A 13,876-nucleotide genomic window follows, 5' to 3' on the forward strand; every position below is an offset into this window, starting at 1 on the left:
ATTAACTGATCGGCATTACGCCATAACGGCGCCTTTGTTGCTGGATGTTTAGATCTTACTGACAAGCCTGCGCAGTATTATCGCTAACACGCTGGATCCGCGCATCGGCCAGGCTCAGGTTTAGCTCGCCGGCGCTTTCTATCGTCAGCACATTAAATACCTGTGCCAAATTCAGCCCTTGCTGTTGTAAACAACTGATGCTGATTTGCAGCGTTTGCCATTCGCCTTCTGGCATTGCGGCCAGTGCTGGCGCAATATTCTGACTACCACGGCAGGCTTCGCCACAGCTCATACTGAGCGCGACTTGCTCCGGCACGGCGCCGCGGCGCATTAGCTGCAGTGTCAGTACACTGTCGGCGTTGCCAAATGCACGCAAATCCCGTGGGAAAGGGCTACCGAAGTTCAGGCCGGCATTCGCCTTACCGCTAAATTCAAAGCGGCGGGCATCTTCCTGTACCTGATTATCAAAGGTACGGCTACGAATAGCACCAAACTCCTGCACACTACTGGTTACGCCAATACGCTCGGTGCCACTCAGTAGCTGTAACTGCCAGGGGGAGCGTGGTGCGCGTTCAAAGATCACCATCTCGCTATTGGCGGCAGCATCACCGCTATCTTCTGACAGCGTGTTACTCAGGGTGCTGGCATCGCCATAGCGCAGGCCAAAACCGTAGGGCAGCAGCGGCTGATAGTCAGCATCACCAATATTGACAGTACTTTGCTGTGGTGTTGCTGGCCAGGAGAAGGATAACTTGCCGTGGAAATCATATTGCACCTCTCCGGCAGCATTGCGCAGGATCACATCAGCTACGCCCTCGCCTTCACTACCCGGCAGCCAGACTGCAACAAAGGCATCTGAGGCATTGAGCTCCGGATTGACCCACATCGGCCGGCCACTGATAAAGAGTGACACCACTGGAATGCCCTGCGCCTTTAACTGTTGCAGCAGCGCCAGATCAGTTTTATTACCGCGCTGATATTCCAGGTTATCCAGATCACCATTGCCTTCGGCATAGGGTTCTTCGCCAAAGACCACGATAGCGACATCGGGTTTTTCCGTAAAGCTGCCATCACTTGATAACTCAACCTGCCCACCTGCGGCCGTAACCTGGCGGGCGATACCACCATAAATCGAAGTGCCGCCTGGGAAATCTTCATTAGTATTACCGGTACCCTGCCAGCTGATGGTCCAGCCGCCGGATTGCTGGCCGATATTATCGGCGCCAGGGCCGGTGACCAGAATACGTTGCTGCGGTTTCAGCGGCAGTAACTGCTCGTTATTCTTTAACAGTACCAGCGACTGGCGCACGGCATCGCGGGCCACGGCGCGGTGTTCTGGCGCACCGATTAACTCGGTACGGCCGGCCAGTGGGCGCTGTGCCGGGCTTGGCTTATCAAATAAGCCAGCACGTTTTTTCACGCGCAGAATACGCCGTACGGCATCATCAATCCGCGCTTCTGGGATCGCGCCGGTTTTTACCTGCTCAATCAGATTGTAATAAAGCGGCTTCCAGGCGGCGGTCGGCACCATATACACATCCAGGCCGGCATTTGCTGCCTGGGCGCAGTTATCATTAGTACAACCCGGGATCTGGCCATGACCATTCCAGTCGCCAACGATAAAACCATCAAAACCCATCCGATCTTTGAGTACCTCGGTCAGCAGGTAGCGATCGCCATGAATTTTACTGCCATTCCAGCTATTAAAAGACGCCATCACTGTCTGCGCGCCAGCTTCTAAACCGCCGACATAGCCCTGGGCATGGATGCGGAACAGTTCTTCTTCGCTGACCTCGGTATTACCCTGATCGACACCGCCGGTAGTACCGCCATCGCCGACAAAGTGTTTCACCGTACTGATCACCCGCCGTTCGCTGAGGAAATCCTGATCGGCGGCACCTTGTAAACCCCGCACGATAGCTGCGGCGTAATCGCGCACGATATCCGGATTCTCGGAGTAACTTTCGTAGGTGCGGCCCCAGCGGTCATCGCGCACTACGGCCACTGTCGGCGCAAACACCCAGTCGATACCGGTCGCCATCACTTCGCGAGCTGTGGCTTCAGCGATTTGTTCAATCAGCGCCGGATTGTTCGCGGCACCTAAACCGATATTGTGTGGAAAAATGGTCGCGCCGATCACGTTATTGTGGCCGTGTACGGCATCGGTACCCCACATGGTTGGAATAGCGACGCCATCGATACTGGCATCCATTGACGCCTGATACATGGCTTCGGCTAAGGCAATCCAGTCGGCCGGGGTGGCGTATTTGTTGTCATTCGGGAAGGCGCCGCCACCATTTAAGTAGGAGCCAAAGCCGTATTTGCGCATGTCCTCTACGGTGATATCACGGATTTCCGGCTGAATCATCTGGGCAATTTTTTGCTCCAGCGTCATCTTGCTCATTAACTCGCTAATCGCTTGCTCCATCGCCTGGTCTTGCGGTACCGGCAGTGTTAAGGCGGGCCAGACCGGCGGTTTGGCACTTTCGCGGGCCACCGGTGTCGGGGCCTCGCTGCAGGCGGTCAGTAGCAGGCTGCCACTGGCAGAAAGCATCAACATGGCCATAGTGGTTTTCTTTATCTTCATCCGTTATTCCTTCGTTGTAACCGGAGTTTGCGGGATACAGCCTTTCAGACCATAGAAAGCAATATACAGGTAACATACCAGCGGTAATACAAAAGCTAGTTGCACCCCGATCTGGTCAGCCAGCATGCCCTGCAGCACAGGTAAAATAGCGCCGCCAACAATCGCCAGGCACAGAATGCCCGATCCCTGGCTGGTATATTGTTTCAGACCTTGCAGCGCCAGGCTGAAAATGGTTGGAAACATAATTGAATTACACAGGCCGACCAGCAGTAAGGACCACATTGCCAGCTTGCCAGAGGATAAAATTGTTAAGGCCAGCAACAGCACGGCCATTAGTGCATTAAAGGCCAGAACTTTGCCCGGATTCAGCTTTTGCATTACCGCAGCGCCAATAAAACGTCCAACCATAGCACCGCCAAAGTACCAGGAAATATAGTGTGAGGCGGCTGCTGTGGTCATACCGCCGATTTCCGGTTGTGACAGATAAATGGCCAAAAAGCTGCCGATACCGACTTCGGCACCAACATAAACAAAGATACCAATAGCGCCCAGCACTAAATGCCGTTGCTGCCAGGCTTTACCGCCCAGTGGCAGGGCTGCTGCCGGATCTTTTTTACCCATAGCTGGCAGTTTTAACCAGGCGAAAATAATGGCTAGCAGTATCAGGCTGGCGGCCAGGATTAAATAAGGCACTTGCACCGTTGATTCGGTAACGGCACCCGGCACCGGCTCAGGCGCATTCATACCGCCGAAGATTAGCCAGGCACCGAAGAAGGGCGCGACTGTGGTACCCAAAGAGTTAAACGCCTGAGTCATCGTTAAGCGGCTGGAGGCGGTTTCTGGTTTGCCCATTACGCTGACATAAGGATTCGCCGCCACCTGTAAAATAGTAATACCCGAGGCCAGTACAAAGAGTGCAAACAGGAACATGGCATAGACATGCATTTCAGCTGCCGGTAAAAACAACAAACAACCGGCGCCGGCGATTAACAAACCGGTGACGATCCCCGATTTATAGCCAATGCGGCTGACCAACATACCGGCCGGGATCGAGACCACAAAATAAGCGCTAAAAAAGCAGAACTGGATCAGCATCGCCTGGGTGTAGTTCAGATCGAACAGCAGTTTTAAATAGGGGATCAAAATGTCATTTAAGCAGGTAATAAAACCCCACATAAAAAATAATGAGGTTAATGCCGTTAACGCAAAGCGGTAGCTGGTTGGCGCGCCTGGCTGCGCAGCAGCGTCTGGCGTAATAATGGGTGTGGCAGCCATAAGGGTTCCCTTGTCGTTTCTGTTTTAATTGACGTTCGGCAAAGCGGCGTCTAGTATTAATGTAAGCGCTTTCATTTATAGCACACCTGCCGCTGAGCGCAATATTTTTTGGTGCTATTGTGCAAAAAGCATGTGCAAAAACTAGACAGAAGAAGCCTCTATGCAGAAGATTGTATTAGCCGAAAATTCACCGCTGTTACGCTCAGATTTTATCTTTGGTGTCGCCACCGCCGCCTTTCAGATTGAAGGTGCCGCCGAGAGTCGCGAGCCCTGTATCTGGGATACCTTTTGCGCCGAGCCTGGCCGGATTCGTGACGGCTCTGATGGGCTGGTAGCCTGCGATCATCTGAACCGCTGGCGTGATGATATTGAATTGATTAGCGGTTTAGGGGTGGATGCCTATCGCTTTTCTGTGGCTTGGGGCCGGGTGATCCGCGCCGATGGCAGTGTTAACCAGGCCGGCCTGCAGTTTTATCTGGATTTACTTGCTGAGTTGGAAGCACGGCAGATTAAAGCTTTTGTGACCTTATACCATTGGGATTTGCCGCAATATCTGCAAGACAAGGGCGGCTGGCTAAATCGGGACACTGCCTATCGTTTTGCCGAATATGCCGAGGTGGTCAGTCAGGCCTTTGGTGATAAAGTTTACTCTTATGCCACCTTAAATGAGCCATTCTGCAGCGCCTATCTGGGTTATGAGGCCGGTATTCATGCGCCGGGTGAACAAAACCGCCAGCATGGCCGGCAGGCGGCGCATCACCTATTGCTGGCGCACGGTCTGGCTCTACAGGTGTTGCGCCGTAACTGTCCAAAGGCATTAAATGGCATAGTACTGAATTTCAGCCCTTGCTTTGCTGCGACCGAAGTCAAAGCCGATCAACAGGCCGCCTGGTTGGCCGATCAGTATCATAATCAGTGGTATCTGCAACCTTTACTGGAAGGTAGCTATCCGGATTTGAGTGCCTACCTGGCGCCAGCTGAATTGCCGCAGATCGCTGAGGGCGATCTGCAGATTATTGCCCAGCCGCTGGATTTTCTCGGCATTAATTACTATACCCGTACCGTGTTTACTGCCGGTAAAGATGGCTGGTTTCATGATGTTAAACCGACACAACCGCCACTGACCGACATGGGTTGGGAAATTTACCCGCAAGGGTTAACGGAAATTCTGTTGCAGCTACATCAGCGTTATCCGCTACCGCCGGTCTACATTACCGAGAATGGCGCGGCCATGGTCGATCAATTGGTAGAGGGTGAAGTACAGGATACTGACCGACTGGCGTATTATCAAAGCCACTTAGTGGCAACCGAGCAGGCCATTGCTGCCGGCGTGAACGTGCGCGGCTACTTTGCCTGGAGTTTGCTGGATAATTTTGAATGGGCCGAGGGTTATGCCAAGCGTTTTGGTATAGTCTATGTCGATTACGCCACTCAGCAGCGCATTGTGAAAGCCAGCGGCCGGGCATTGCAGCAACTTTGGCAAAGCAGAAAATAATAATAAGCAGCGCACTGCAACAGGGTAGAATTATGCTGACCAAAAAAGAAAAAATCGCTTATGGCCTTGGCGATACTGCCAGCAACATCATCTTTCAGACGGTGATGTTGTTTTTAACTTTTTTTTATACCGATATTTTTGGTATTTCGCCGGCGGTGGTCGGCACCATGTTTCTAGTGGTGCGGATTATCGATGCCATCACCGATCCGCTGATGGGGGCGCTGGCAGATAAAACCCAAAGCCGCTTTGGCCAATACCGGCCTTATCTGTTGTATTTGGCGCTACCCTTTGCTTTTATTAGCGTATTGGCCTTTACTACGCCGGATTTATCGCCCAGCGGCAAAATCTGGTATGCCTTTATCACCTATACCCTGCTGATGCTGGCCTATACCGCTATCAATATTCCTTATTCGGCATTGGGCGGCGTGCTGACTGCCGATCCGGATGAGCGGGTGTCGGTGCAATCCTACCGCTTTGTGTTTGGTATGCTGGGTGGCTTGCTGGTTACTGCCTGCACCCTGCCCCTGGTGAGTTTTTTTGGGCAGGGCGATCAGGCCAAAGGGTATCAGCTGACGATAGCGGCAATGAGCGTGCTGGGAGTGCTGCTGTTTTTACTCTGTTTTAAGGGTACGCGCGAACGGGTTAAGCCACCTGCCGATCAGCAACTGACGTTAAAAACCGGGCTGAAGGCATTGTGGCAAAATCCGGCTTGGCGGGTGTTGAGTCTGGCTGCGCTGGTGTTATTAACCGGTATGGTACTGAAAAATACTTTGGTTATTTACTATGTGAAGTACTTTTTACTGCGCGAAGATCTGGTCACCACCTTTATGACACTCGGCATGCTGGGTAATATCGCTGGCTGTGCCTGTGCCCAGTTTGTGGCGGCGCGGGTAGATAAGGTGAAAGCCTATATTGCCCTGCAGCTGCTGGCCGCCTTACTCTGTGCCGCTGGCTTTTGGGTTGGCAGCAGTCAATGGCAGTTAGCGATTGTGCTGCATATTGCCTGGTGTTTCTTCTTACAAATGGCCACCCCGATGCTGTGGGCAAAAATGGCTGATGTGGTAGATTATGGCCAGTGGTTAACCGGTGTGCGCACCACCGGCCTGGTGTACTCGTCGGTGGTATTTTTTATTAAGCTGGGCCTGGCAGTGGGTGGGGCCTTGGCAGGTTGGTTACTGGCGTTTTATCAGTATCAACCGGCGGCAGAGCAAACGGCGGTAACGCAACAGGGTATTTTATTAAGCTTTACGCTACTGCCGGCGCTGGGTTCCGTATTGGTCGCCTGGATTATGCGCTATTATCCGCTGCATCGGCAGCAGGTAGCACAGGTATCGGCCGATCTGGCAGCGCGCGAAGCGGCAGTGAGAGTCTGATTGAGGAAAGGATAAGTTCGCACTATGGCGACGATTTACGAAGTATCCAAGCTGGCTGGAGTGTCACTGGCCACCGTATCAAGGGTGATGAACAATAATACGCCGGTTAAGGAGTCGACCCGGCGTAAGGTGCTGGATGCGATGGCACAGCTGGATTACCGGCCAAATAGTATCGCGCAGTCGCTGGCTTCGAATCGTTCAAACAGTATCGGGGTGCTGGTCTCGGAACTGCACGGTCCATTCTATGGTGCCATGCTAACCGGTATTGAAGCCGAATTTCGTGCGGCCGGCAAACATGTGATCATTACCGCAGGTCACAGTGATTTGGCCACCGAGCAAGACGGCATTGAGTTTTTGAAAAGCCGTAATTGTGATGCACTGATCCTGCATGTCGAAGCGGTATCAGACGACTATCTGCTGGCGCTGGCTGCTGAAGAGACGCCCTTTGTATTGCTTAACCGTCATATTCCGGCTATTGCTGACCGTTGTATTAGTCTTAATAACGAGCTGGGTGGTTATCTGGCCACCCGGCACTTGCTGCAGCAAGGGCACCGGAAAATTGCCTATATTGCCGGCCCGATGTGGAAAACCGACGCCCGCGATCGTTATCATGGCCATCAGCGCGCGCTGGCGGAATATCAGCTTACTGCCGATCCGGCATTATTTTTTGAAGGTGATTTCCGCGAAACCGGTGGCAGCAAGGGCTTAGAGAGCCTGCTGAAAACGGGTAAAACCTTTAGTGCGCTGGTCTGTGCCAACGATGAAATGGCATCGGGCGCCATTACTGCCGCGCGTGAGCTGGGGCTTAACATTCCGCAGCAGCTGTCGGTAATGGGCTATGACAATGTCAATTTTGCCTATTACACCTATCCGAAGCTGTCGACTATCGATTATCCAATTAGTGCCATGGGGCAGATGGCTGCCCGCTGGGTACTGCGTGAAGTTTACCAATATGATGGCAACGAGGTACAGCAGGTATTTGAGCCAGCACTGATTAGCCGTGACTCTGTGCTGGCTGTGTAAGCGAATGGCTAGGAGCAGTTGCTACGTAACCAGCGCCCTTGCTGACTCATTTGCATCTGTTCCTGTTGGCCCTCAAAGTCACTGCTAAAGCTGGCTGAACCCTGATAAGTTTTGCGATCGATAATCAGCATTTCACCGCTGCCACTGCTTGGTGGCTCCGAGCTGCACTGGAAGGTAAAGCTAAAGCGGTTTTTATCCTGCTGAGTCAGTTGTTGCTTGCAGCCTTCCTGCTCCGGCAGCTTGCCCTGTTTTAGATCTTCAGCGGTCATACAAACTTCGACACTGCCGGTCATACCATCAAAGCTCATCCCTTGCGCCTTGAGCATGTCCAGCATCATCTGCCGCTGCGCTTCTGGCAACGCCGCCAATTGCTGCTGCACTTCCTGCATCATCTGCTCTAACCGGCCGCTTTGGCTGCTGACTTTAAAGCTGTGTTGCCACAGGCCCGGCTCTAAATCGAGTTCGATGTTTTGCGCTAAAGTTGTTGCTGAGTACCACCCTGTAACCACAAAAAAGGGGATTAAAACTGACTTTTTCATGACGACCTCCATCTACGTTAGCACTGAGCCTAGCTTAATTAGGCCGATCCCTCCACTTTTGGCATAGAATTCGATATTAGCGGTCCGTCATGTAGAGCCTGAATACGCAGCAGGTTTTGCAGCATGCTGCGAGTTCAGGCACTTTGTCGGCTTAACAATTAGTCGCTGTTCGGCCGGTAACGCGCCAGCCAGTGGGCATAAGGTGCCGGTAATACCCAGGCCGGGTTGTCGATTTGTAACTGCTGTGCTGCAACATAGCTCCAGTGCGGATTAGCTAAATGCGCCCGGCCAATCATTACCAAGTCCATTTGACCGCTGGCCACGGCATTTTCTGCTAATTGTGGTGTGTCGATACCCCAGGATGAGGCTACCGGCAATGCGGCTTGTTGCTTCACTTGCCGGGCGATCGGGCCTAAGAATGCCGGCCCCCAAGGAATATTCGTTTCGGCAATAGTAAAGCCAACACTGACGTTTAGCAGATCCAGCCCCAGAGCTTTCATTTGCCGCGTCAGCTCAATCGATTCTTGCAGCGTTTCTTCGTCGTTGCCGTCAAACTCAATCACACCAAAGCGGGCAGTCAGTGGCAAATGTTCAGGCCAAACCGCGCGCACTGCTGCCACCGTTTCTAATAAAAAGCGACTGCGGCCGGCAAAGTCACCGCCGTACTCGTCAGTACGCTGGTTGCTGTGTTTGGAGAAAAAGCTTTGCGCCAGATAGCCATGGGCAAAGTGCAGCTCTAACCACTCAAAGCCGGCTGTCAGCGCCCGTTTTGCTGCCGCCACATAATCGGCTTGCACCCGCTTGATATCGTCGATAGTCATAGCACGCGGTACTTTGGGTAAATGATGGCCAAAAGCAACGGCCGATGGCGCGATAGTTTGCCAGCCACGACTATCGTCAGCGGCAATATGATCATCACCTTCCCAAGGCTTATTGGCACTGGCTTTACGGCCGGCATGCGCCAGCTGAATGCCCGGTACACTGCCTGCCTCTTTAATGGCTTTTGCAATGGCCGCCATGCCCGCTTGCTGCTCATCTCGCCATAACCCGGTACAGCCCGGGGTAATACGTCCTTCCGGTGCAACACCGGTAGCCTCGACAATCACCAGGCCTGCGCCACCGCGGGCCAGTGAGGTGTAATGGGCCAAATGCCAATCGGTAGTAAAGCCATCTACGGCGCTATACTGGCACATCGGCGGAATGGCGATGCGGTTACGTAAGGTGACACTTTTTAAATTAAAGGGGCTAAACAACGCGCTCATACGATTTCCTGTTAAAACGGCAAATAAGGCAGGGTTACCTGCGGCTAAAAAGTATGCGGCGATTTTAGAGTAATGAGAGTATAATAAGAATACATATAAACTTATGTTATGCATAAATTATCATTATGACAAATCTCAACTGGCTGCAAAGTTTACAAGCCATCGCGCGTACCGGCAGCTTTACCCGGGCGGCAGAACAATTAGGCTTAACCCAGGCGGCGGTCAGCCAGCATATCCGGCAGTTAGAAGATCAGTATGGCTGTGTGGTATTACGTAGCCTAAGGCCTTTGGCGTTAACGCCAACCGGCCAGCTATTGCTTAGTTATGCTGATGAGATAACGGCGGCAAATGAATGTTTGCAGCAACGCTTGCAAGCTAACGACAGTTTGCAGGGTGATGTTGGCTTAGTAACACCGGGCAGCAGTGGTTTATTGTTATATGCCGATTTACTGGCGTTACAACTAAGCCAACCCGGATTAATTATCCGGCACCGTTTTGCGCCGGGCGCTGAAGTACAACAGGCGGTACTGGATAATAGCTACCATTTGGGGGTGTTAACCTTTAAACCGGATGATCCCCGGTTATATGCTGAAGAAATTGCCGAAGAGCCGCTGGAGCTGGTATACCCTGCGGGTTACCAAGTGCGGGAATGGCAGGATTTACAGCGCTTAGGCTTTATTAACCACCCCGATGGCAAAGCGATGGCGACCCGTTTGCTTAGCCGGCATTTTCCGGGTAATCCGGGGGTAACAACCCTGCCCTGCAAGGGCTACAGCAATCAGGTAAGCTTGTTACTGCAGCCGGTGGCTCTGGGCTTAGGCTTTACCGTGGTCCCCCGTTATGCACGGCAGGCGTTTGCTGCCCAAGATAAGATTGCTGTATTGCAATGTGGCCAGCCGGTAATCGATACACTATGGGCAATTTATCGCGCCGAGTGGCCGTTAAATGCCCGTTGCCGGCTGGTACTGGAGCGGATCCGCAGTACTCTCAACCAAGCTGCCGCCAGTCAAATTCAGTAAAACAACGAATTTTATAATCGGCAATCGCAAATTTGCTGTGCTGCCATTCATGTGCAGCGGGAATGGCGACTACAGTCATCCCCGCGGCTTTGGCAGCCGTTACGCCAGCAAAGGAATCTTCAAATACCAGGCACTGTTCTGGTGCGACGCCAAGCTGGCTGGCCGCCAGCAGATAAATATCTGGCGCCGGCTTACCGCGACTGACCAACTCTAAATGGCAGTGCGCCTGAAAATACTGCCGGATTTGTAGCCGCTGTAAGGTGGTATCCAGCAGCAACTTAGGCGAGTTGGTGGCGACGGCCATCTTGAGCTGACGCCTTGCATTTTCGGCCAGCAGCGCCAGTAAGCCGGTTTTCGGTTCGCCACTGCTGGCGACGCAAGAGGCAACAAAGTCGATAATCTGTTGATGTACCTGCTCCGGGCTAAGTAAGGGCCAGGGTTGATGCTGATACCAGTGCGCGATGACCGCAGCCGTGGTAAGGCCGGTACTTTGTAGTAGTGGTGGCCGGCTAAAATCGACACCCAGCCCACCGAGAATTTGCTGTTCGGCCTGATGCCAGAGTGGCTCAGAGTCGATCAGCACACCGTCCATATCAAAAATTACTGCCTGAAACATTATTTTAATTTGTACTCAAAACCCGCTTCAGCTTCACTATCGTGAAACGGCGTTACCCGGGTTTTTTTGTTGAGCAGGGTATTTACCAGCGAATTGGGGAAGACTTCGATGCCATTATTAAAGTCTTCCACATTCTGGTTAAAAATACGGATCGCGGCACCGATATTTTCTTGCTGTTCGGCGATTTCACGCATCAGGTTGTTAAAGATTTCAGAAGCCTTGAGTTCCGGATAGGCTTCTACCGCTACAGTTAAACCCTGCAATAGTTTTTGGGTGCTACCTTCAACCTGTTGCAAGGTGGCGGTATCGATAGTGCCGGGTTGTAAACGCGCTAAGCCGGAACGTAGTTCGGCAATACTGCTTTGTAACCCCATTTCATGCTGTTTAAATTGTTCAGTCACCTGCTCCAGATGCGGGATCATCTTATTCTTCTGCCGCTCCTGAGTAATCACATTCGCCCAGCCGCGCTCCACTGCGTTCATCCGGGTGATAATGCCGTTATAAATGACCACCACCATAATCAAAACGATGCTGACGATGCCGATTAGAATACCCAGTCCCATGGTGCTGCTCCTAAAAGTTACTGTCTGAATGCCGCAGTAGCTGATGCACTGTCGCTAACAGCTGGCTGAGCTTGGGCAGTGCAGTTGGTTGTTCGATACTTTGCCTGAATTGCGCCAGTTGATCCAGACCGCAAGGGGCTTTACTCTGCAACATATCGTTGTCAGCAAAGCTGATACAAAGCTGTCCGTCATGACTAAAGGCCAGATTAAGTTGTTTCAACTGCCGGGCTTGTTGCTCCAGCGCCACTATCACCGCTGGTTTTAAAAACCGTGCTGCTTGCATCGGTTCGGCGGCCCGCACCTGAAAGATCTTATTAAAGCGACCAGAGTCGCTGGTATAACGTTCGCCAGTAATGCCGTCAGCGGCAAAGGACGTCACAAAGAGATCGCGGCAATAGGCAAAAGGGATAATTAGGCCATAGCGGTCAAAGTGGTCGTATACGGTACGGGTTTGCACCTGACCTTTACTGTTAGTCGTTACCTGAGTGCGTTTATTTACATAATGAAAATGCCAGTAGTGGTAACTAAATTGATGTTCGGCGCCGCTGAAGTGGCCGCGGATAAGCTGGCGGAATTCCCGCTGATGATTACCTCGCCGGAACTCGGCAAACTGCTGCTGCCAACTGCGGGTGACGTTTGGCCAGTCCGTGTTGGCCAGCTCCGATAAGTTGTTATCCAGTAGCGCATTTTTCCAGTACAAATGCTCAGTAAAGCGTTTTAACTGCTGTAAATGGTAAAGCGCAGCCAGTAGCGGTACGACACTGCACAGTGCCAGGATAGCTGCGGCATAATACAGCACGACACTGCTTTGTAACTGATAGGTCAGTACAGCCATTAGCAGGCTTAGTAACAGCCCCGCGCTGCAAAGATAAGCGCGCTGCTTAAAAGAATAGCGGATCGGTTGTGGTAGTAGGGCCAGTTGCTCCAGTACTGCCATCAGGGCTGTTTTATCCGCAACCTGATTCAGTTGCTTCTGTAACCTGCTGATGGCCTGTGCCAGCTGACGATTGGGGTTAATGGCAGCCATAAGCCTCCGCGACAAGCAAAGACTTTACCTTAGCAGGACGGTCTGATTTTAGCCAAGCTGATATTTTTCCAGCCGGTACAAAAACGCCTTATAAGGTAGCTGCAGTAGTTTGGCGGCCTGGGCGCGGTTGCCATTGCTGCGCGATAGCGCCTGCAGCAGGCAGTCGCGCTCATGTTGTTGCCAGTTCAGGCCCTCCGCCGGTAATACAAAGCCGCTGCTGACGGTAGCTGCAGTGTTAAGATCGGCTAATAGCTCGCGCTCATCTGCCAGTAATACAAAACGCTCAATGCGGTTTGCCAGTTCACGCACATTGCCAGGCCAGGGGTAGTCCATTAGTTGGCGCAGCGCGGCTTTACTCAGCTCTGCTGCCGGCAGCTGATAGCGTTGCTGGCTTTTTTGTAAAAAGTGCTGGATCAGTCGCGGGATGTCTTCCCGTCGTTCGCGCAATGCCGGCATATGCAGTGGCACTACATTTAAGCGGTAAAACAAATCCTCCCGAAAGCGGCCTTCCTGCACCGCCTGCGCCAGATCCTGATGGCTGGCCGCAATGAGTCGCACATCCAGGCTAATTTCCTGATGACTACCCAGTCGCGTGACCTTACCTTCCTGTAGCAGTCGCAACAGTTTGGCCTGCAGCGCAGCCGGTAGCTCGGCCACTTCATCCAGAAACAGGGTACCGCCATTAGCGGCTTCAAATTTCCCGGCTTTACTCTGATGAGCACCGGTATAGGCGCCTTTTTCGGCACCGAACAGCTCAGCTTCGGCCAGTTGCTCCGGAATTGCACCGCAGTTAATAGCGATAAAGGGGCCCTTACGCCCCGACAACTGATGCAGCGCACGGGCTGCCAGCTCTTTGCCGGTGCCACTTTCGCCGCTGATCAGCACAGTGGCGTGGCTGGCGCTGATCCGATTAATGCGCTGAAACAACTGCTGCATACAGGGCGCATGGCCAATCAGCTCCACCAGTTGCTGCTGCTCGCTTAACTGTTCGGTGAGTTGCTGATTTTGCTGGCGTAACCGCCAGGCACTGAGGCCCTTGCTGATTGCCAGCAACAGCTCCTGCCGTTTAAACGGCTTGGTCAGGTAGTCGTCGGCGC

The 13,876-nt window shown here is 52.6% G+C and carries 12 protein-coding genes; 4 read left to right on the plus strand and 8 right to left on the minus strand.

Going from position 1 to position 13,876, the window contains the following annotated elements; genetic code table 11:
• Window positions 1-55 precede the first annotated feature (55 nt).
• Window positions 56-2,587, minus strand: a complete 2,532-nt coding sequence (locus AAY72_RS05930) for an exo 1,3/1,4-beta-D-glucan glucohydrolase (RefSeq protein ID WP_057786022.1) — start codon at window positions 2,585-2,587, stop codon at window positions 56-58.
• 3 nt (window positions 2,588-2,590) lie between these two features.
• Window positions 2,591-3,862, minus strand: a complete 1,272-nt coding sequence (locus tag AAY72_RS05935) for a sugar MFS transporter (protein ID WP_057786024.1) — start codon at window positions 3,860-3,862, stop codon at window positions 2,591-2,593.
• Window positions 3,863-4,022: 160 nt separating this feature from the next.
• On the opposite strand from AAY72_RS05935, the gene AAY72_RS05940 reads away from it, so the two are divergent.
• The 3 genes from AAY72_RS05940 to AAY72_RS05950 are packed head-to-tail and all read left to right on the plus strand — an operon-like array spanning window position 4,023 to window position 7,753.
• On the plus strand, window positions 4,023-5,357 hold the full coding sequence (locus AAY72_RS05940; RefSeq protein WP_057786026.1) for a GH1 family beta-glucosidase: 1,335 nt from the start codon (window positions 4,023-4,025) through the stop codon (window positions 5,355-5,357).
• A 32-nt stretch (window positions 5,358-5,389) separates the two neighbouring features.
• Window positions 5,390-6,730, plus strand: a complete 1,341-nt coding sequence (locus tag AAY72_RS05945; RefSeq protein ID WP_057786029.1) for a glycoside-pentoside-hexuronide (GPH):cation symporter — start codon at window positions 5,390-5,392, stop codon at window positions 6,728-6,730.
• Window positions 6,731-6,754: 24 nt separating this feature from the next.
• A complete protein-coding gene (locus tag AAY72_RS05950; protein WP_008984984.1) occupies window positions 6,755-7,753 on the plus strand; it encodes a LacI family DNA-binding transcriptional regulator in 999 nt (332 codons plus the stop codon).
• 8 nt (window positions 7,754-7,761) lie between these two features.
• On the opposite strand, the gene AAY72_RS05955 is transcribed toward AAY72_RS05950, so the two are convergent.
• A complete protein-coding gene (locus AAY72_RS05955; RefSeq protein ID WP_057786031.1) occupies window positions 7,762-8,292 on the minus strand; it encodes a DUF3617 family protein in 531 nt (176 codons plus the stop codon).
• Window positions 8,293-8,450: 158 nt separating this feature from the next.
• Complete coding sequence (locus AAY72_RS05960) at window positions 8,451-9,554, minus strand: NADH:flavin oxidoreductase/NADH oxidase (protein WP_057786033.1); 1,104 nt, start codon at window positions 9,552-9,554, stop codon at window positions 8,451-8,453.
• Between the two features lie 125 nt (window positions 9,555-9,679).
• On the opposite strand from AAY72_RS05960, the gene AAY72_RS05965 reads away from it, so the two are divergent.
• Entirely contained in the window at window positions 9,680-10,573 is an 894-nt protein-coding gene (locus AAY72_RS05965) for a LysR family transcriptional regulator (protein WP_057786035.1), read from the plus strand.
• On the opposite strand, the gene hxpB is transcribed toward AAY72_RS05965, so the two are convergent.
• The 4 genes from hxpB to AAY72_RS05985 form a co-directional block, all read right to left on the minus strand.
• The gene (gene hxpB, locus AAY72_RS05970) at window positions 10,542-11,189 is read right to left on the minus strand and encodes a hexitol phosphatase HxpB (protein WP_057786037.1); all 648 of its coding nucleotides are present in this window, start codon (window positions 11,187-11,189) and stop codon (window positions 10,542-10,544) included. The two genes, AAY72_RS05965 and hxpB, sit on opposite strands and share 32 nt — an antisense overlap.
• Complete coding sequence (locus AAY72_RS05975) at window positions 11,189-11,752, minus strand: LemA family protein (RefSeq protein ID WP_008984974.1); 564 nt, start codon at window positions 11,750-11,752, stop codon at window positions 11,189-11,191. Before AAY72_RS05975 ends, hxpB begins: the two co-directional genes overlap by 1 nt.
• 10 nt (window positions 11,753-11,762) lie before the next feature.
• Window positions 11,763-12,779 carry a DUF3137 domain-containing protein gene (locus AAY72_RS05980; RefSeq protein ID WP_057786039.1) on the minus strand — a complete coding sequence of 339 codons (1,017 nt, stop codon included), beginning with the start codon at window positions 12,777-12,779 and terminating at the stop codon, window positions 11,763-11,765.
• Between the two features lie 48 nt (window positions 12,780-12,827).
• Window positions 12,828-13,876 (minus strand): sigma-54-dependent Fis family transcriptional regulator (locus AAY72_RS05985; protein ID WP_057786041.1); only part of this gene is annotated, 1,049 nt, incomplete at its 5' end.

The organism is Alishewanella sp. WH16-1, assembly GCF_001441695.1.
Taxonomy (GTDB): domain Bacteria; phylum Pseudomonadota; class Gammaproteobacteria; order Enterobacterales; family Alteromonadaceae; genus Alishewanella; species Alishewanella agri.

What these genes read in the sequence shown, in the direction of transcription:
- AAY72_RS05940 (WP_057786026.1), top strand. Translation starts at nt 4,023, where the DNA reads ATGCAGAAGATTGTATTAGCCGAAAATTCACCGCTGTTACGCTCAGAT.
- AAY72_RS05975 (WP_008984974.1), bottom strand. Translation starts at nt 11,752, where the DNA reads ATGGGACTGGGTATTCTAATCGGCATCGTCAGCATCGTTTTGATTATG.
- AAY72_RS05955 (WP_057786031.1), bottom strand. Translation starts at nt 8,292, where the DNA reads ATGAAAAAGTCAGTTTTAATCCCCTTTTTTGTGGTTACAGGGTGGTAC.
- AAY72_RS05930 (WP_057786022.1), bottom strand. Translation starts at nt 2,587, where the DNA reads ATGAAGATAAAGAAAACCACTATGGCCATGTTGATGCTTTCTGCCAGT.
- AAY72_RS05935 (WP_057786024.1), bottom strand. Translation starts at nt 3,862, where the DNA reads ATGGCTGCCACACCCATTATTACGCCAGACGCTGCTGCGCAGCCAGGC.
- AAY72_RS05960 (WP_057786033.1), bottom strand. Translation starts at nt 9,554, where the DNA reads ATGAGCGCGTTGTTTAGCCCCTTTAATTTAAAAAGTGTCACCTTACGT.
- AAY72_RS05945 (WP_057786029.1), top strand. Translation starts at nt 5,390, where the DNA reads ATGCTGACCAAAAAAGAAAAAATCGCTTATGGCCTTGGCGATACTGCC.
- AAY72_RS05950 (WP_008984984.1), top strand. Translation starts at nt 6,755, where the DNA reads ATGGCGACGATTTACGAAGTATCCAAGCTGGCTGGAGTGTCACTGGCC.
- hxpB (WP_057786037.1), bottom strand. Translation starts at nt 11,189, where the DNA reads ATGTTTCAGGCAGTAATTTTTGATATGGACGGTGTGCTGATCGACTCT.
- AAY72_RS05980 (WP_057786039.1), bottom strand. Translation starts at nt 12,779, where the DNA reads ATGGCTGCCATTAACCCCAATCGTCAGCTGGCACAGGCCATCAGCAGG.
- AAY72_RS05965 (WP_057786035.1), top strand. Translation starts at nt 9,680, where the DNA reads ATGACAAATCTCAACTGGCTGCAAAGTTTACAAGCCATCGCGCGTACC.